The sequence below is a fragment of the Pseudomonadota bacterium genome, assembly GCA_039818985.1.
Classification (GTDB): domain Bacteria; phylum Pseudomonadota; class Alphaproteobacteria; order Sphingomonadales; family Sphingomonadaceae; genus Alterisphingorhabdus.
In genome coordinates this window covers 599,148-618,138 of record JBCBSU010000001.1, presented here as the reverse complement: position 1 = coordinate 618,138, position 18,991 = coordinate 599,148, and the positions used below count along the sequence as shown (strand labels likewise).

General features: G+C 61.2%; 16 protein-coding genes. All 16 read right to left on the bottom strand.

Going from position 1 to position 18,991, the window contains the following annotated elements; translation table 11 throughout:
• Positions 1-44 precede the first annotated feature (44 nt).
• Positions 45-1,592: a cell division protein FtsZ gene (ftsZ, locus tag AAFX04_02840; protein MEO1044358.1), complete on the bottom strand. Its 1,548-nt coding sequence runs from the start codon at positions 1,590-1,592 to the stop codon at positions 45-47.
• A gap of 137 nt (positions 1,593-1,729) precedes the next feature.
• The gene (ftsA, locus tag AAFX04_02835; protein MEO1044357.1) at positions 1,730-3,016 is read right to left on the bottom strand and encodes a cell division protein FtsA; all 1,287 of its coding nucleotides are present in this window, start codon (positions 3,014-3,016) and stop codon (positions 1,730-1,732) included.
• Positions 3,013-3,900 (bottom strand): cell division protein FtsQ/DivIB, encoded by an 888-nt coding sequence (locus AAFX04_02830; GenBank protein ID MEO1044356.1) that lies wholly within the window; start codon positions 3,898-3,900, stop codon positions 3,013-3,015. Before AAFX04_02830 ends, ftsA begins: the two co-directional genes overlap by 4 nt.
• Complete coding sequence (locus tag AAFX04_02825) at positions 3,897-4,832, bottom strand: D-alanine--D-alanine ligase (GenBank protein MEO1044355.1); 936 nt, start codon at positions 4,830-4,832, stop codon at positions 3,897-3,899. The genes AAFX04_02830 and AAFX04_02825 overlap by 4 nt, the downstream gene beginning before the upstream one ends.
• A 118-nt stretch (positions 4,833-4,950) precedes the next feature.
• Positions 4,951-5,853: a UDP-N-acetylmuramate dehydrogenase gene (murB, locus tag AAFX04_02820; GenBank protein ID MEO1044354.1), complete on the bottom strand. Its 903-nt coding sequence runs from the start codon at positions 5,851-5,853 to the stop codon at positions 4,951-4,953.
• The gene (gene murC, locus AAFX04_02815; protein ID MEO1044353.1) at positions 5,850-7,268 is read right to left on the bottom strand and encodes a UDP-N-acetylmuramate--L-alanine ligase; all 1,419 of its coding nucleotides are present in this window, start codon (positions 7,266-7,268) and stop codon (positions 5,850-5,852) included. Before murC ends, murB begins: the two co-directional genes overlap by 4 nt.
• Positions 7,268-8,542, bottom strand: coding sequence for an undecaprenyldiphospho-muramoylpentapeptide beta-N-acetylglucosaminyltransferase (murG, locus tag AAFX04_02810; protein ID MEO1044352.1), 1,275 nt, complete (start codon positions 8,540-8,542; stop codon positions 7,268-7,270). Before murG ends, murC begins: the two co-directional genes overlap by 1 nt.
• Entirely contained in the window at positions 8,539-9,780 is a 1,242-nt protein-coding gene (locus AAFX04_02805; protein ID MEO1044351.1) for a putative peptidoglycan glycosyltransferase FtsW, read from the bottom strand. The genes murG and AAFX04_02805 overlap by 4 nt, the downstream gene beginning before the upstream one ends.
• Complete coding sequence (murD, locus tag AAFX04_02800) at positions 9,777-11,102, bottom strand: UDP-N-acetylmuramoyl-L-alanine--D-glutamate ligase (GenBank protein MEO1044350.1); 1,326 nt, start codon at positions 11,100-11,102, stop codon at positions 9,777-9,779. The genes AAFX04_02805 and murD overlap by 4 nt, the downstream gene beginning before the upstream one ends.
• Entirely contained in the window at positions 11,099-12,169 is a 1,071-nt protein-coding gene (mraY, locus tag AAFX04_02795) for a phospho-N-acetylmuramoyl-pentapeptide-transferase (protein MEO1044349.1), read from the bottom strand. The genes murD and mraY overlap by 4 nt, the downstream gene beginning before the upstream one ends.
• Positions 12,169-13,563: a UDP-N-acetylmuramoyl-tripeptide--D-alanyl-D-alanine ligase gene (gene murF, locus AAFX04_02790; GenBank protein MEO1044348.1), complete on the bottom strand. Its 1,395-nt coding sequence runs from the start codon at positions 13,561-13,563 to the stop codon at positions 12,169-12,171. The genes mraY and murF overlap by 1 nt, the downstream gene beginning before the upstream one ends.
• Positions 13,560-15,014, bottom strand: a complete 1,455-nt coding sequence (locus AAFX04_02785; protein ID MEO1044347.1) for a UDP-N-acetylmuramoyl-L-alanyl-D-glutamate--2,6-diaminopimelate ligase — start codon at positions 15,012-15,014, stop codon at positions 13,560-13,562. Before AAFX04_02785 ends, murF begins: the two co-directional genes overlap by 4 nt.
• Entirely contained in the window at positions 15,014-16,708 is a 1,695-nt protein-coding gene (locus tag AAFX04_02780; protein MEO1044346.1) for a penicillin-binding protein 2, read from the bottom strand. Before AAFX04_02780 ends, AAFX04_02785 begins: the two co-directional genes overlap by 1 nt.
• Entirely contained in the window at positions 16,705-17,310 is a 606-nt protein-coding gene (locus AAFX04_02775; protein MEO1044345.1) for a hypothetical protein, read from the bottom strand. The genes AAFX04_02780 and AAFX04_02775 overlap by 4 nt, the downstream gene beginning before the upstream one ends.
• The gene (gene rsmH, locus AAFX04_02770; protein ID MEO1044344.1) at positions 17,307-18,269 is read right to left on the bottom strand and encodes a 16S rRNA (cytosine(1402)-N(4))-methyltransferase RsmH; all 963 of its coding nucleotides are present in this window, start codon (positions 18,267-18,269) and stop codon (positions 17,307-17,309) included. The genes AAFX04_02775 and rsmH overlap by 4 nt, the downstream gene beginning before the upstream one ends.
• Entirely contained in the window at positions 18,266-18,835 is a 570-nt protein-coding gene (locus tag AAFX04_02765) for a division/cell wall cluster transcriptional repressor MraZ (protein MEO1044343.1), read from the bottom strand. Before AAFX04_02765 ends, rsmH begins: the two co-directional genes overlap by 4 nt.
• Positions 18,836-18,991: the final 156 nt, after the last annotated feature.

Sequence of the window (18,991 nt, the reverse complement as noted above, 5' to 3'; positions counted from 1 at the left end):
CACAGCCATGCCGCGCCCGCCCCTGCCTGTCCGGTAATGGCCGATTACTGGTTGTTCTGGCGATTGAGAAAACGCGGGATATTGAGCGGCCCGCTGTCATCATCACCGTCGTCCTCTTCAGCGCGTTCACTGCGCGAAAGATTGGCCATACGCTCGAACAGCGTGCCACCGCCACTGGCAATGCGGGGCGGCTTCTTGGCCAATATATCATCGCTGCCGCTATCATCTTCATCGCTGGCCTGGGCAGCGGCTTCAGCAACCGGCGGTGTCTCCTCGACAGCATCTTCAATCGCCGCATTGTCGAGCAGCAACTCCTCGTCGCCAGCATCGGCAGACGGTGTTTCAGGAACACCGTCGCCATAGACCGCGACCGGCTCAGTATCGGCCTCGATGCTGGCTTCGGGTTCTTCGGGTGCCGCTTCCTCGCTGAGACCAAGATCAAGCGGCGTCGCCGCATCGTCGGTCAGGCTGTCATCGCCCGAAGGCGTGACCAGCGGCATCTGACTGTCTTCGGCAGAGGTTTCCGGCGTCTCCACCGGAGCGGCTTCAACCGGGGTGGCGGTCTCTGCCGGCGGAGTGCTGCGGGCGAAGGAGAATGGCCGCGCATTGTCGTCGCTGACGGTGCCATCGCTGTCGATACCGGTGGCCACCACCGAAACGCGAATCTTGCCGGCCAGCTTGTCGTTGAAGGCCGACCCCCAGATGATGTTGGCATCTTCGTCAACCAGCTCGCGAATATGATTGGCAGCCTCGTCGACCTCCATCAGACGCATGTCTTCGCCACCTGTGATCGAGATGATGACGCCCTTGGCACCCTGCATCGACACGCCGTCGAGCAACGGGTTGGCGATCGCTTTCTCGGCTGCCTCGAGCGCACGGCCATCGCCTTCGGCCTCGCCCGTACCCATCATCGCCTTGCCCATTTCGCGCATTACCGAGCGAACGTCGGCAAAGTCGAGATTGATCAGACCGGGCATCACCATCAGGTCGGTGATAGAACGGACACCCTGTTGCAACACCTCGTCGGCCAGGGTGAAGGCTTCCTTGAAGGTGGTATCGGCATTGGCGATGAGGAACAGGTTCTGGTTCGGAATGACGATCAGCGTATCGACATTCTTCTGCAGTTCCTCAATGCCGGCTTCGGCGGCGCGCATCCGGCGCGTGCCCTCAAAGGTAAACGGCTTGGTGACGACGCCAACAGTCAATATACCCTTGTCACGGGCAATCTTGGCGATCACCGGCGCGGCGCCGGTGCCGGTGCCGCCACCCATGCCGGCGGCGATGAAGCACATATGTGCGCCCTCAAGCGTCTTCTCGATCTCGTCGATCGTCTCTTCGGCGGCGGCACGGCCGACCTCGGGCCGCGATCCTGCGCCCAGGCCCTGGGTGATGTCCGGACCAAGCTGAATGCGCTGTTCGGCAACCGAACTGTTCAGTGCCTGTGCGTCGGTATTGGCGATGATGAAATCGACACCTTCCACCTTGGCCGCAATCATATTGGCGATGGCATTGCCCCCTGCCCCGCCAACGCCCACGACGGCAATGCGCGGTCTGAGCTCGTCCATTGCCGGAGGACCAATATCGATACTCATAGTCTTCACTCCCTGATCGCTGTTCTGCGATGCCCTTCTATACTTTCTCATTGCACAGAATGATTCGCCGAATCACGTAAAAAGTTAACCTTTCCCCAGTTGAGTGATCTTTGCCTCTGTCAACCGGGCATATTACTTCAATATTCCTCTTTCAACGCCCGCCACAGCCGGCGAAATGCGGCTAACCCCGAATAGCCATGCACCACCTGCTGTTTGGGCAGCATCACCCGAATATCGCGCGGATCACGGTCGGCATAGCGCACCAGCCCGGCCAAAGTGGCAAAGGCCGGGCCGCTATGCGCCTCGGGCAGCCCCTGCATCTTCAGCGGCGTGCCGATACGCACCGTCTGGCCAAATACGCCCTGGGCGTAATCGGCAATACCCTTGAGCTCGGCACCGCCGCCGGTAAGCACCACCATCTTGCCGCGCGGCGCGGAGAAACCCAGCTGTTTCAAGCCGCTGGATACTTCACCGAGCAGATAATCGAGCTGTTGCACGATCACGCTCACCAGCTCGGCACGTGAAATCCGGTCATCGCTGGCGCTGTCATTGTCGCTGCCGGTACCGGCAATACCCGCCACCGAGCGCTTGATCGGAATCATTTCGCGATGATCGGCGGGACTGGCAATGGCCGAGCCGTAAAAGCATTTGAGCCGCTCCGCTTCGGCGCGGCGGATGCCAAAAGCCGAGGCGATGGCATCCGTCATGTCCGAGGCGCCATAGGGAATGGAGTGCAAGCCGACCAGCATGCCTCCTGCATAGAGCGAGATATTGGTTACTGCGGCACCCAACTCGACCAGCGCCACACCCAGTTCACGCTCTTCGACGCTGAGACAGGCGAGACCACAGGCAATCGGTGCCGCAACCACAGCGCGAACATCGAGATGCGCGGCGCGCACGCACATATCGATATTGCGCACCGGTGCGCCATCGGCGAGCACGACATGGATATCGACACCCAAGCGATCGGCATGCAGACCTTTGGGTTCTTTCACCTTGGCCTGGCCATCGAGAGTATAGAGCGCGGGTTCGGCGTGCAGTACCATGCGGCCATCGGGCTCGATCGCGTCGCGGCCATGGCTCAACAGATAATCGACATCATCCTGCTCGATCCGCTCGCCATGCAATTCGGTCTCGACTGTGGTGATGCGGCTGAGCAGCCCGCCCGAGGTGCAGCCGACCCAGATCTGGTCGACATTGAGCCCGGCCATGCGCTCGGCCTGTTCCACCGCATTGCGCACTGCATGTTCGGTACGCTCGACATCGGTGACATAGCCGCGCTTGACGCCCTCGCTGGCATGCTGACCTGTGCCGAGAGCGATCAGCGCCCCCTCTTCATTGCGCCCGGCGATCAGCGCACTGACCTTGGACGAGCCGATATCGAGCGCGGTATAGACCTTGGTAATCGGTGGTGGATTGCTCATGGCTGCGCCTCTTTCCCAGCACCGGCATTGTCGCGCGGCAGGCGGAAATAGGCGCGATCCGGGTCGCGCAGGTCGAAATAGGTCACGCCCTTGCCGAGCAGCCGATTGATGCCCTCCATCCGCGCGAAGGTGACATAGGCCGCTTTCGATGCCTCCTCACCTTCGGGCAATGCCAGCGTCTCGCCCGACTGGAACACCAGGTCCCAGCGGCGATTGCCGACCCATTTGGCTTTGGCCACCATCGGCTCGAGCGCCGGGGCCTCATTCATCAATTCATCCAGTGCCGCTGCCTTTTCATTGGCATTCTCGCCGCTGATCAGCGGCAGATCGATACCGCGCGCATCAGCAACAACCTCGAGCACCCTGCCTTCGCGGTCAATCATCGCCAGCCGCTTGCCATTATCCCACAGTGCATGGGGCTCGCGCTCGACAATATCGACGATCAGCGTGTCAGGAAGCTGGCGCGATACCCGGGCATCGCCGATCCAGCCAAACTGCATCAGCTCGTCGCGGAGCGCATCGAGATCGACCAGCGGCATGGCACGGTCCTTTTCCGCCAGCACGATCTCATAGACTTTGAGCTCGTTGACATTATCCAGCCCGCGCACCTCGACATGTTTCACCTCAAACCCGGCCCGCCCCGCCATCTCGGCCATTTGCTGCCCGGCCCGGTCGGTGAGACCGGCAACCTTGGCAATAGCAAGCGCGCCGAGCAGAACGCCGGTGACGATGGCAAAGGTCATGGCGCGTTGCACCTGCGCCGGGGTAAAGGGCAACACCGCCAGCAGCCGATCGAACATGCTCTTGCGCTTGACCGTACGCCTGCGCGGCGCCGATTTGCGTGCCTTTTGCGGTTTACCGCGTTTTGTCTTTGCCGCCGTCATAAGGCTGCCTCCACTATCGCTTCGACCAGTGCGGGATAATCCATGCCCATTTGCGCTGCCTGTTCGGGGACGAGGCTGAGCGGTGTCATCCCCGGCTGGGTATTGACCTCAAGCAGGAACAGCCCATCCGCGCCCTTGCTGTCATCCCAGCGATAATCGCTGCGCGACACGCCCTTGCAACCGAGCAGGCGATGCGCTTCGAGCGCATATTTCAGGCACAGATCATGAATGGCCTGCGGAATATCTGCCGGACAGATGTGCTCGGTCAGGCCATCGGTATATTTGGCGTCATAATCATAGAAACCCGATTTGGCGCGCAATTCTGTTACCGTCAGCGCCCGGCCGTCATCGGCATCGCCGATCACCGCCGTGGTCAGCTCCCGGCCTCGAATAAAGGGCTCGGCCAGCAGCTCGTCAAATTCCTTCCACGGCCCGCTGCTGTCGCGCGAAACGGGGTCGCCATAATTGCCATCCGCCCTGATGATCGCGACACCGACCGAGGAACCCTCATTCACCGGTTTCAGCACATAGGGGCGCGGCAGCGGATCGGCGCTGTAAAGGCTCTCGCTGTTGACGATCTGGCCGTGCGGCATCGGGATACCATGCGGCACCAGCGCATCCTTGGTCAGTTCCTTGTCGATGGCGATAACCGATGTCGCCATGCCGCTATGGGTATAGCGGATCTGCATCAGGTCGAGCATGCCCTGGACCCGGCCATCCTCGCCCGGCGTGCCGTGCAGCGCGTTGAACACCATATCGGGCCGGATATTCTGCAGCACCATGGCGACATTGCGGTCCATATCGACGCGCGTCACCTGATGACCCAGGCTTTCCAGCGCCTCGGCAACGCCCTCACCGGACATCAGCGAAACCTCGCGCTCGGATGACCATCCGCCCATCAGCACAGCAATATGAAGTTTGGCGAGGGTCATTTAATTGATCCCATCAGATCAAAATTAAATCCGTTCATGTCGAGCGTAGTCGAGACACAGCTCTCCGCATGTAAAAGCCTCTCGACTTCGCTCGAGGCGAACGGAAGGGGAAATGCATTCATGGCTGTCTCTCTCCCACGCGCTGGATTTCCCATTGCAGGTCGACACCCGTCTGCGTTTTCACCCGCTTGCGTACCTCTTCGCCCAGCGCCTCGATATCGCTGCTGGTCGCATCACCAGTGTTGATCAGGAAATTGGTGTGCTTCTCACTCACTTGTGCACCACCGACAGTCAATCCACGGCAGCCAGCAGCATCAACCAGTTGCCATGCCTTATGGCCTTCCGGGTTCTTGAAGGTCGAACCACCGGTTTTCGAGCGTAATGGCTGTGAATCCTCACGCGCCTTGGCGATGCGGTCCATCTCGGCCTGGATCGCATCGCGCTCGCCCGGCGCAGCGCGAAACAGCGCGCTGACGACAATCGCACCTGCGGGCAATGCACTGTGGCGATAGCTGTAATCAAGCTCGGCCACATCGAGCGTCGCCCGCTCACCCGAGGGCAGAACCACACCGCAACTTACCAGCACATCGCTGACTTCGCGGCCATAGGCGCCGCCATTCATCCGTACAAAGCCGCCCACCGTGCCGGGAATACCGCGCAGAAACTCCAGACCCGCCAGACCGGCATCGCGCGCCCTGGAGGACACCAATATGCCCGAGGCCCCGCCACCGCAGCGCAGCATATGTTCTCCCGCAGCTTCGACCGTGGCAAAAGGCTTGCCGAGGCGGACCACGACGCCGCGCACCCCGCCATCGCGGATGATACAGTTGGAACCGAGGCCGAGCGGCCATACCGGCAGCGCGCCATCAAGCTGGCGCAGGAAATCGGCAAGATCATCGGCATCTTTCGGCTCGAACAGCCAGTCGGCCGTGCCGCCCGACTTGAACCACACCAAGGGTGCCAGCGGCGCATCCGCTTTCAGCTTGCCGCGTACCGATGGGAGGGTGAGGCTTTCACTCATTGCATTGCCTCCGTCACCGCATCAGGCAGACCCGCCGCCCATTTGGTGATATCGCCTGCACCGAGGCACACAATCATGTCATCGGCGCGAACGATATCAGCAAGCACGCGCGCCAGTTCATCGCTGTCGACAACCGTCGCCGCCTCGCGATGGCCGCGCTGTTTGAGGCCCGCGACCAGCGCTTCGCTGTCGACGCCTTCAATCGACTCTTCGCCGGCTTTGTAGACCGGCGTGACCAGCACGATATCGGCGTCGTTGAAGCAACCCTGAAACGCCTCCATATGATCGCGCAGCCTTGTATAGCGGTGTGGCTGACACACCGCGATTACGCGGCCCTTTGCGCCCTCGCGCGCGGCGGAGAGCACTGCCTGTATCTCGACCGGATGATGGCCATAATCATCGATCACAACCGCTTTGCCGCTATCGACCGATATGGTGCCGACTTTGGTAAAGCGCCGCTTCACCCCGTCAAAGCTGTCAAAGCCATTGCGCACAGCATCATCGCTCATGCCCATTTGCAGCCCTACCGCGACGGCGGCGAGCGCGTTCTGGACATTGTGCCGGCCCGGCATTGGCAGAGTGACGCCTTCAATGGTCCGTGTCTCGCCATCACGATCGCGCACCACCACATCAAAGCGGTTGCCGCCCGGTATCGGAGTGACATTGTCGCCGCGAATATCGGCCTGAGCCGAAAAGCCATAGGTGACGATCCGTCGATCCTTCACCCGTGGCAGCAGCGCCTGCACCTCGGGATGATCGACACACAATATTGCCGCCCCGTAAAAAGGGACATTTTCGATGAACTCGACAAAGGCAGATTTGATCGCATCGAAGCTGCCATAATGGTCAAGATGTTCGGGATCGATATTGGTGACGACAGCAAGTGTGCCATCGAGGCGCAAAAAACTGCCATCGCTCTCATCGGCCTCGATCACCATCCATTCGCCAGTGCCAAGCCGGGCGTTGGAACCATAGCGGTTGATAATCCCGCCATTGATCACCGTCGGGTTGATCTCACCGGAATCGAGCATGCAGGCAACCATCGAGGTGGTCGTGGTCTTGCCATGCGTTCCGGCAATCGCAATGGTCGATTTCAGCCGCATCAGCTCGGCCAGCATCTCGGCCCGGCGCACTACCGGAATACGGTGTTCGAGCGCATGGGCGACCTCGACATTGGTACGGCGCACCGCCGTTGACGTCACCAGCACCGCCGCTTCGCTGACATGTTCCGGATCATGACCGATATGCACGGTGATGCCCTTGCCGCGCAGCCGCTCCACCGTCGGGCTGTCGGCAATGTCGCTGCCCTGCACGCTATAGCCCAGATTGTGCATCACCTCGGCAATGCCCGACATGCCGATGCCGCCAATGCCGACAAAGTGTATGGTGCCGATATCGGTGCCGACCGCCTGCATCAGACGCTCTCTTTCTTGTCGGTGCTGTGCGCCAGCGACTCCTTCGGCCGCACCGCGCCCTGGGCGGCAGGGCGGATGCGGATGGCATCGCTGAGCGGATCACCACCGGCACTTTCAACCAGATCGGCCAGATCACGGGTGGCATTGGGATAGCCGCATTTATGCGCTGCGAGCGCCGCATTCTCCAGCGATGCCGGGTCCATGGCGATCTTCTGGATCTGCTTGCACAGCTGCTTCGCCATTTTCTGATATTCATCGGCCTGCTGTTTGCGCAGGGCATTGGCCTTGTCGCCGCCCAGCGCATCGGGATCACGGGTGGTGATCTTTGGCTGGACAATCGCGCGTGCACCACCGGCGTCAACCATCTCGCGGGCATTGGCGGTCTGATGATCATCGGTGGCGAAAGGCAGCGGCACCAGGATCGCTGGTCGCCCGGCGACGGTCAGCTCGGCAATGGTCGAGGCCCCGGCGCGACCGATAAACAGATGTGCCCAGGCCAACCGGTCGGGCAGGTCGTCAATATAGGTGGCGAGTTCCGCCGGTATCTCATGCGCGGCATAACGCTCACGCACCAAGTCGATATCTTCCTCGCGGCATTGCTGCGTTACCTGCAAGCGGCGTCGCAGATGCGTCGGCAGCATGGCAAGGCCATCGGGCACCATTTCGGACAGCACCTTTGCACCCTGGCTGCCACCGGTCACCAGCACCCGGAAAATGCCGTCGGGCAGGAAAGGCGGGAAATCCTGGGTGCGGATGTCGAGGATCGCCTGTCGCACCGGATTGCCCACGACATGCACCTTGTCGGCATATTTGCTGTCGAGCCGTTCGACCTTTTTATAGGCAGTGGCAATCGCCCCTACCTTGCGCGCCATAAGACGGTTGACCCGGCCGAACACCGCATTCTGCTCATGCACGATGGTCGGCAGCTTCGCCTTGTTCGCTGCCAGCAATGTCGGCAGCGCCGGATAGCCGCCGAAACCGACTACCGCGGTGGGCTGAAAGCTGTCGAACAGCCGCAGCGCCATTTTGCGCCCCTGCCAGATGCTGCGCAGCCCCTTCAGCCTTGCCAAAGGTCCGCCGGAAAGCCTTGCGGTCGGCAGGATGTGCACCTGGCCTTCCTCGAAAATACCGGGAATCTTTGCGCCGCGCTCATCGGTGAGCAGCGCCACACGATGGCCGCGCCGCATCAGTTCCTCGCCCAGCGCATAGGCCGGAATCATATGCCCGCCCGTGCCTCCGGCGGCGAGAACATAGTGGCGGTTGATAGTGGTCACTGTTGCCAGCTCCTGTCGAATGAGGAGCGGTCAAGATAGGGGTTTCTGCGGCTCAAGGCGAGCAGCAAACCGGCCGAGAAACACAGCGCCAGCATCGAGGACCCGCCATAGCTGATAAATGGCAGGGTCATGCCTTTGGAGGGGAAAAGCTGGAGATTGACGGCAAGGTTGATCATCGCCTGACCTCCAATCTGCGCCGCGAGACCAGTGACAGCGAGCGAAAGGAACAGATTCTTTTCCTCCTGCAACCGCAGCAGCACCCGTGCGATAAACACCAGATAGAGTATCGCGATGGCGGCGCAGGCGAGCAGGCCGAATTCCTCACCGATGACCGAGAAGATATAATCGGTATGCGCCTCAGGCAGGCGGAACTTGGCGGTGCCCAGCCCCGGCCCGGCGCCAATAAAGCCACCATTGGTCAGCGTATTGTGTGCCAGCGCCACCTGGTCATAGCTCTCGCCGCCAAACAGCCAGGCATTGATGCGCTGGGTCGCCACCGGATAGAAGAGATAGGCAGTGGTCAGCCCGCCAATCCCGGCAACAATTGAGCCAGCGATCACCTGGAAGGACAGCCCGGCGAGCAACGCCAGCACGAACCAGATGCCGAAGAAAACGATGGTACCGCCAAGATTGGGCTGGGCCATCAGGAAAAAACCGACGATGCAGGTGATGCCGAAGGTCACACTCATAACCGGCAGTTCGGGATCACGCGCCTTGAGCGACAATATCCAGGCAATGGTCACGGCAAAAGCGGGCTTGAGAAATTCCGATGGCTGAATGGTCAGGCCATAGCCGATCCAGCGCTGTGCGCCGTTCTTGGTCTCGCCAATCACCGGTACCAGGATCAGTAGCATGCCGAAAAAGACCATGGCGGCAATCGCCAGCCGCCGCGCCTGGGTCTTGGGCAGCATCGAAATGACGATCATCCCCGGAACGCCGAGGATCAGCCAGCGCAGCTGGCGATAGAAAAAATAGAGCGGGTCGAGCGTGACGCTGTCGGTCGAAAGGCGTGCCGCGGTAGCCGGAGAGGCGGCAGCCACCGCAATCAGTCCAATGGCCATCAAAATGCCGATCAGGGTCAGCGTCACCCGGTCCAGCTCCCAGAACCAGATCGCCAGTTGTGAGCGGTCCGAGCGGCCGAGCCTCCGGTTGAATCGCTTCGACAGGCCGCGTGCGACAATAGCCGGCGCAGCAGATGCCGGTGCGTTGCCCTTGTCGCTGACCGTCTGTTCGCTCATGCCACCTTCTCTCCCTCACTCTTTGTTTCAGCGATAAGCTTGTCGACCATCTTGCGGAAACACGCGCCACGCGCCTCGAAATCGCGAAACTGGTCAAACGAGGCACAGGCCGGCGAGAGCAGCACCACATCGCCCGGAACTGCGCGCTCAAAAGCCTGTTTCACCGCATTGCCCAACATCTCCGAACGGCTGATCGGCATGTGCGGCGCCAACAGCTCGGCATAATCCGGCCCGGCCTCGCCGATGACATAGGCATGCTTGATGCGGTCAAAATAGGGCGCGCAATCATCAAGCCCCTTCTCCTTGGCCAGGCCGCCAGCGATCCAGTGGATATCGCGATAGGCGGCCAGCGCCGGCGCCGTCGCAGCCGGATTCGTCGCCTTGCTGTCATTGACAAAAGTGACGCCTTCAAACTGGGCGATCACCTCCATCCGGTGTGAAAGGCCCTCAAAACCGGCAAAGCTCGCGGCAATGGCGGGGCTGCCAAGGCCCAGCGTTTCGCCAATCGATATCGCGGCGGCGGCATTCTGGCGGTTATGCGGCCCGGCGAGCGCTGGCCAATTATCCTGACCTGTGACTGAGACTGCATCGAGAAAGCGCACCATCAGGTCATCCCGGCTGCCGATCACGGCAAATTCATCCTCGGTGGCGCGGTTGACCACTGCGTGACGTCCGGCCGACTGCATCGCGAACAGCCGCGCCTTGGCGGCAGCATAGGCGGCAAAATCGTCATAGCGATCAAGATGATCCGGGGTGATGTTGAGCAACACCGCGACATCGCAATCGAGCGAGAGGGTGAGATCGATCTGGAAGCTCGACAGTTCGAGGACATAGACCGCCGGGCCTTTGTCATTCGGCTGTAGCGGCGGCTGCGACAGGATCGGCAGGCCGATATTGCCCCCCATCAGCGTGCTGTAACCGGCATGGCGCAGCATATGGTGCACCAGCGCCGTGGTCGTCGACTTGCCGTTGGTGCCGGTAATGCCGACAACCTTGTGCACCGGCAATTCACCCCGCGCCATGGCAAACAGTTCGATGTCGCCGATCAGCGGCAGGCCGAAGGCCCGCGCCCGGTCGGCAATGGGATGGCGGTTGATCGGTACCCCAGGCGAAACGATAATCGCGTCATAGCCGGTAAGATCGGTGGTCAGCGGATCGCCAAGCTGCACACCCTCGGGCAGGTTGTCGCGCGCCGCCTCTCTATTGTCCCAGGCCAGCACCTCGGCCCCCGATGCCGACAGCGTCTCTACTACGGCGCGTCCCGACCGGGCCAGCCCGAGTACGGCATAGCGTTTTCCGGAAAAGGCGCGCGCGGTAATCATCTCAGTTTCAACGTTGCCAATCCGGCCAGCGCGAGCACCAGAGAGATGATCCAGAAACGGATCACCACGGTGGATTCCGGCCAGCCAAGCTGTTCGAAATGGTGGTGAATTGGCGCCATGCGGAAGACACGGCGGCCGGTGCGCTTGAAGAAGAATACCTGGATGATCACCGACAGCGCCTCGAGCACGAACAGACCGCCGACAATCGCCAATACGATTTCATGATGCGCCGAAACCGCGATAGCGCCCAGCGCCCCGCCCAGTGCGAGAGAACCGGTATCGCCCATGAACACCGCCGCCGGCGGCGCGTTAAACCATAAAAAGGCAAGGCACGCACCGATCACCGCGCCGCAGAAAATCGCCAGCTCACCGACGCCCTCGACATAGGGAATGCCGAGATAGCCGGAGAATACGGTGTTACCGACAAGATAGACGATCAGCAGGAAGCTGCCGCTGGCGATGATTACCGGCATGGTTGCGAGCCCGTCCAACCCGTCAGTGAGGTTGACCGCATTGCCAGCACCGACGATCACAAATGCGGCAAACGGATAATAGAGCAGGCCGAGCTCAAAGGCGAGATTGCTGAAGAAGGGGACATAGAGAAATGTCCCGGTCTGGTTGAGGATCAGCCAGGTTGCAGAGCCAGCGATGACAAATTCGGCGAGCAGCCGCACCTTGCCCGATACACCTTTGTGGCTGGCCTTTCGCACCTTGTCATAATCATCGAGGAAACCGATGGTCCCGAAACCCAGCGTGACGAAAAGACAGGCCCAGACAAAGATATTGCTGAGATCCATCCACAATAGCAGCGAAGTGGTTAGCGCAATCAGGATCATCAGCCCGCCCATGGTCGGCGTGCCGCGCTTGGCCAGATGGCTTTGCGGCCCGTCCTCGCGGATAGGCTGGCCCTTGCCCTGCCGCATGCGCAGCATCATGATGAAGCGCGGCCCAATCGCCATGCCGATGAACAGCGCAGTGACAATGGCGGCGCCCGAGCGAAAGCTGAGATAGCGGATCAGGTTGAACACGCCCTCAAATTCCATCAACTCGGCGAGATAATAGAGCATTATGTTTCCCCGTCGGTGAGCGCCCGTACTACCGACCCCAGATTAACGCTGTTGGAACCCTTGATCAGAATGGTGTCACCATCGGCCATGATAGCCTTGAGCCGATCAAGCGCTACGGACGCATCGGCCACATGGTCGAAACCGCCCTGATACTCAACCGCAGAAGCGAGCCTTTTACCCAGAATCTGCATCTCCTCACCGACTAGGATGCAATGATCCACACCCGCATCTGTTACTGGCCCGGCAAGTTCAGCATGGTACCTTTCGCTGAAATCACCCAATTCTCCCATCGTTCCCAGAACGGCGATTTTGCGGCCTGCGGCTTTATCTGCGAAGGTCTTGAGCGTTGCCGCCATGGATGCCGGATTCGCATTATAGCTTTCATCGACGAGACGGACGCTGCCGCCGTCCTTCAGCTTGACATCATGGGTAGCGCCACGCCCGGCAAGCCCGGGCAGTTCGGCCATGGCCAGTCCGGCCAGCGCCAGATCGCCACCAGCGGCATGGACAGCAGCCATCACGCTCAAGGAATTCATCGCCCAATGCTCGCCCGATTCCGCGACACGATAGACCAGCATCCGGTCCAGCAGCCGCGCTGTCACCAAAGTGCCCCCCTCCATCGCAGGGACAGCATCGATCAGACGGATATCGGCCTCTTCATGCCGGCCGAAGGTCAGGATGTGCGTTGCGCAAGTTTCCGCCTTGGCACGCAAAATGGGATAATGCGGATTATCGATCGGGATGATCGCAGTACCATCCGGCTCGAGCCCTTCAAAAATCTCCGCCTTTGCGTGAGCAATACCGCTCTCATCGTCAAAATGCTCGATATGTACCGGCGCGACAGTCGTAATAATCGCAATATGCGGGCGGACAATCTGGGTCAGCGCGCTCAGTTCAGCGGCATGGTTCATGCCCATTTCGAACACGCCATAATCAGCCGCCGGGTCCATCCGCGCCAGGCTCAGTGGTACGCCAACATGATTGTTATAGCTTTTGACCGAACGATGCGCGCTGCGCGCCGGGGCACGATCGAGGCTGAGATAGAGCGCTTCCTTGGTACCGGTCTTGCCCGCCGATCCGGTGACACCGATGATCACCGCCCGGCTGCGGGCGCGGGCGGCATGGCCGAGCGCGTTCAGTGCGGCAAAGCTGTCTTTCACCAGCACATGCGGCGCATCGCCGAACGGTTTTTCGCTGATCACCCCGGCAGCACCATTGTCGAGCGCTCCGGCGATATAGTCATGGCCATCGGCCTGTTCGCCGCGCATCGCGATAAACAGATCGCCGGGACCAACCTCGCGCGAGTCAAAAGCGACGCCGGAAATAGCAAAATCGCCATGCGCCGTGCCGCCTGTCGCTTCGGCAATTTCTGCAGCGGCCCAGATTGTGCTCATACGACCGCCTCCCCGGCCACTTGCCGCGCAACCTCGACATCATCAAAGGGTAGCACCCGTTCCTCCTCGCCACGACCGACAATCTGTCCCTGTTCATGCCCCTTGCCCGCGAGCAGGATGATGTCGTCAGGCCCGGCCAGCTCTATCGCCCGGGCGATAGCGGTACGACGGTCGCCAATATCCTCGGCGTCCGGGGCGGCGGCGAGTATCTCGCCACGGATCGCCGCCGGATCCTCGCCGCGCGGATTGTCATCGGTAACGACCACCCGGTCGGCATTGTCATGCGCAATCCTGCCCATTTCGGCGCGCTTGCCGGTGTCGCGGTCGCCGCCGGCGCCGAAGACACAGATCAACTGCCCTCCAACATGCGGACGCAGCGCGGCAATGGCTGATGCCAGAGCATCGCCGGTATGGGCATAGTCGACATAGACCGGCGCACCATTGGCGCAGATAACCGCGCGCTCGAGCCGGCCACGCACCGGCTGCAACCGGGCGACATGGTCGAAAACCTGCTGCGGCTCGCCACCCGAGGCCAGCGCAATACCAGCAGCGGTCAGCGCATTGGCCGCCTGATAGGCACCGATCAGCGGCAGCGCGATGCGATAGGTCTTGCCCTCATACTCGACCATGAGCACCTGACCGAGCTGGGTCGGCGTGCGCGACTCCAACACGATGTCGTCTCCGGCTTCGCCGACAGTGAGCACCTTCAGGCCGCGTGCCTCGCAGCGTTCCTGCACCTCGATTGATTTGGGATCATCGGCCCAGATCACAACGCTGCCATCAGCATCGACCACCTCGTCGAACAGCCGCATCTTGGCCGCGAAATAAGCCTCCATGGTGCCATGATAGTCGAGATGGTCGCGGCTGAAATTGGTGAAGGCGGTGATTTTTACCGACAGGCCTTCGGTGCGATATTGCGACAAGCCATGGCTCGACGCCTCGAAAATCGCATGGCTGACACCCTGTCGTGCGAGGCCGCTCATATTGCTGAGAAAAGTCACGATATCAGGTGTCGTCAAACCGGTGCGGTTCTGGTCGAATGAGGTGGTGACGCCCAGCGTGCCGATCGACGCTGCACCATGGCCCGCCATGTGCCAGAGCTGGCGCGTCATCTCTGCGGTCGATGTCTTGCCATTGGTCCCGGTAACAGCCGCCACGGTCCCCGGAACCGGACGGAAATAGCGCGCCGCCCCTTGGGCAAAGGCCCGGCGCGGTTCATCATCGGCGATATGGGCGACACTGGCAGGCACCGGTGCATCGGGCGCAGCGACCACGGCAATCGCTCCCGCCTGGACCGCGCCTTCGATAAAATCTTCACCATTGAAGCGGCTGCCGCGAAACGCCCCGAATACCGTGCCCGGCGCGACCTTGCGATGGTCGATGGCAAAGCCGGTGACGGGCTGCTCGGCCAGGGAAGCCGGAACAGCGGAGAAGATCGTACCCAGCTTCATCAGCTTGCGTCCCTGGGCGACCAGAGCAGTGGCGTCAGTTCGGAAATGTCGACATCGCGCCGATCATCGGGGACCACACCAAGCATTGGCCCGATGCGCGGTACCAGACGGCCGACCACCGGCGCTGCGGTCCAGCCGGCGGTGCGCTGGAACGATGATGCAGCGGTTCCTTCCGGCTCGTCGAGCATGGTCACCACGACATAGCGCGGATTGTCCATCGGAAAGGCGGCGGCGAAGGTGGATACCAGCGAGCTGCGCTTATAACCGCCTTCATGCGGCTTTTCCGCGGATCCGGTCTTGCCTCCGATACGAAAGCCCGGAGCATCGGCCTTGCGCCCGGTGCCATGAACAACGATCATCCGCAGCAACTGGCGCATGCGGGCGCTGGTCGCTGCCTTGAACACGCGTCGTCCGGCGGGCACTTCATCGGCGTTGAGCTTGCGTACACTGGCGGGGCGCCAGATGCCGCCATTGACCAGCGCCGCATAGGCCGAAGCCAGATGCATCGGAGTCACCGCAATGCCATGGCCATAGGCAACGGTCATATTTGTCGCCCTGCCCCAGCTCTGCGGCCAGAGCGGCTGGCCGCGCTCGACCAGTTCGATCTGCGGCGGCGCATCGAAGCCGAGCGAACGGATCATCGCCTCCATCCGTTCACGGCCGAGATTGTCGGCCAGCCGCGCGGTGACGATATTGGAGCTGTGCACCAGCGTTTCCGGGACATTGAGATAGCGTCGCTGCGGATGATCATCGCTGATCCGGAAGCGACCGACCTGCAACGGTTCTGTGGCGTCATAACGGGTGGCGAGGTTGGTCACCGTACCGGCGTCAAGCGCCGCGGCGACAGTCAGCGGCTTGAACGTCGAGCCCAGCTCATAGACATTATAGGTAACATCATTGGTCTGGCGTGGAATGTCTTCCTTGCTGATCTTGTTGGGGTTGAATTCGGGCAGCGAGGCCAGCGCCACCACCTCACCATTATTGGCATCGAGTACGATCCCGGCCGCCCCCTTGGCCTTATAGGCCCGCATCGCCGTGCCCAGCTCATGCTCCAGCGCTGCCTGCACCCGGACATCCATGGCAAGCCGCACCGGTTCGGCGCGGCGGCCATCATCGACCAGCCTGTCGTTGAGCACCCGCTCCATGCCCATCACACCCTTGCCATCGGCATTGACATAGCCAAGCAGATGCGCGCCGAGGCCATGCTGCGGATAGAAGCGCTCATTTTCGCGCGGAAATTCAAAACCGACCTCGCCCAGCGCATGCACCTGGTTGGCAAAATCGGGCACCACACGGCGGCGCAAATAGGTCGGACGCTTGCGATTGAGCTTATCGAGGAAATCACTGGCGCTGGTGTCGGGAAAAATCTCCGCCAGCTGGCGCGCCAGCTGCGGCTTGTCGCCGATAACCCGATCCGGCACAACGCGAATGGCAAAGGCCGGAATGGTGCGCGCCAGCGGCACACCGTTGCGATCAACCAGGTCGGCCCGAGGCGGGATGTAAAGGGTGCCGGTATCGCGTGCGACCCGATGCTCCTCAAACACGCCGAGATAGAATAGCCGCGCGATCATCACCAGAACCGTGAAGCCGAGCAACAGCAGCACAACCAGTGCCCGTAAATGGGCGACGGAAAGTGCATGGGCCGACAGACTGGCGAGACGGACACGTTCCTTGCCCTGCGCAATGGCCATCATGGTTGCGGATCTTCCTTCTCGGGAGACTCATCGGTAGCGGCGGGGATTTCGGGCTCGCTGCTGGAAGAGACATTGCTGGCTTCGAGCAAGTCCTCAATAGTGGGGGCGTTGACCGGCATGGCGATTGCCCTGCCCGCGCTTGCAGTTTCGCTATCGGAGCCGGTGGTTTCAGCTGCTGCTTTGGCCTCATCAACGTTATTGGCAGCAGGGATGGCAATGCCGTCGCCAAAGGGGGAGCCGATACTGCCGGCAGCATTGTCGACGCTGACCATGGCAACCTCGACAATGTCACGCATATGTTCACGCCCCTTGCCGATATTGGCCAGCGCGCGTTCGCCGCTGATATATTGCTCTGCCTCGGGGGCCTGATAGCCATAATCCAGCGCATTCCACAGCTCGAGCTGGCGCATGCTGGCACGGGTGGCGAATTCGGTTTCAAGATAGCGCAGTCGGGCCTTGGCGGCGACGATATCGGATTCGGTACGCGCGAGGTCGCTGCGCAGCGTGGCGACGCTGAGCGACAATGGATAGAGCGAAATTGCCACCACCAGCACCAGCGCCAGCCAGCCAAGATTTTTCAGCCTTCTAATCGCGAGTTTCATGCCGCCTCCTTCCATGCCGGAGCGGCAGTACGGATGGCCGCGCGCAGAGTTGCCGAGCGGGCACGCGGATTGTGGACGCATTCGGCCTCACTGGGACGCACCGGCTTTGCAGGCTTGTCAAAGCTGGGCGCGGCGCCGGCATCAGCGACCGGCAGATGGCGCGAGCCACCGCCCTGCCCGCCAGAGCGGGTGCGCAGAAACTGTTTGACGATGCGGTCTTCCAGGCTGTGAAAGGTAACAACTGCCAGCCGACCGCCAGGTCTGAGCATGGCTTCGGCGGCGGTGAGACCAGCGCGCAACTCGTCCATTTCGCCATTCACATGGATGCGGATCGCCTGGAAGCTGCGCGTTGCGGGATCCTTTTTCATGCCCGGATGATGGCCCAGCGCCTTGCGCACCACCGCCGCCAGTTCCCCCGTGGTCTGCAACGGGCGCGCAGCGCAGATAGCGCGGGCGACCCGACGCGACTGACGCTCCTCGCCGTAAAGATAAAGGACATCGGCGATGGCGTCGGCATCGGCACTGTTGAGGAAATCAGCTGCACTGGTACCGCTTTGCGCCATGCGCATATCGAGCGGACCATCCTCCCGAAACGAGAAGCCGCGCTCGGCCCGGTCGAGCTGCATCGACGATACGCCGATATCGAAGACGATACCGTCAATCGTCTCGACTCCGGCCTGACGCAATATGCTGGCAAGCTGCGAGAATTCCGCCGGGTGGAAGCGGAAATTCTCGCCATACTCGCCAGCCAGCGCATCGGCAAATGGCCGCGCATCCGGGTCGCGGTCAAAGGCATGGACCATGCCACCCGCCGTGAGCATCGCCCGGCTATAGCCGCCGGCACCGAGAGTGGCATCGACATGCCGCTCACCCGGGTGGATGGCGAGGGCTGTCAACACTTCATCGAGCAACACGGAGATATGAGATGCAGCTTTGGGCGCGGCGGGGTCGCGGGTCATCTGCGCCCTCCTGCCTCTTCGGCAAAATGCGGGATCAGCATCTTGGCATCGAGCAGGCGCGGAATATCGGTATCATAGGCCAGCAGCACATCGGGATCCCATATCTGGAACTGGCTGCCGCTGCCGATAAACAGCGCCTTGTCGGAAATCTTGGCAAGAATGCGGGCATGCAGCGGAAAGATGAAACGCCCGGAAGCATCGAAACCGGTCTCGAACACCATGGCCGAGCTCGACAATTCGGCTACCTCGCGATCAAACATTTCGCCGCGCTGTGTTGCCAGCTCTTCCTGACGGTCGATTTCGTCGTCAATCTCGTCCTGGCGACTGAGGCCATAGCCGACAAGACAGGGGAAACGGGTGTCACGCGACAGGCACAATAGACGCTTGTCGCTGCTCTCGGTAACGGTCTTGCGGAAATCGGCGGGCAGGACAAAGCGGTCTTTCTCGCCACGGGCGGAGAAATATGTGCCCCGATACCGATATTTCGGCTTCCCGCTCAACGTCCTCACCCCAATCGTCCGGTCCCAGCGACCCAGGGCAAGCGCTCCCGTTCCGGCAAGCGCCATGCGCCAGCGGTGCTGCGATCAGCATCTGGAAACAATCCACCCTATAGTTAAGGATTTCCTAACAGCGTCTGCTGCGGGATGGAAGAGGGAATAGACGGGATTTTACGGGCTAAAAAAATATAATACTGATTTTAAATAATAATTTTACTCTGCCTT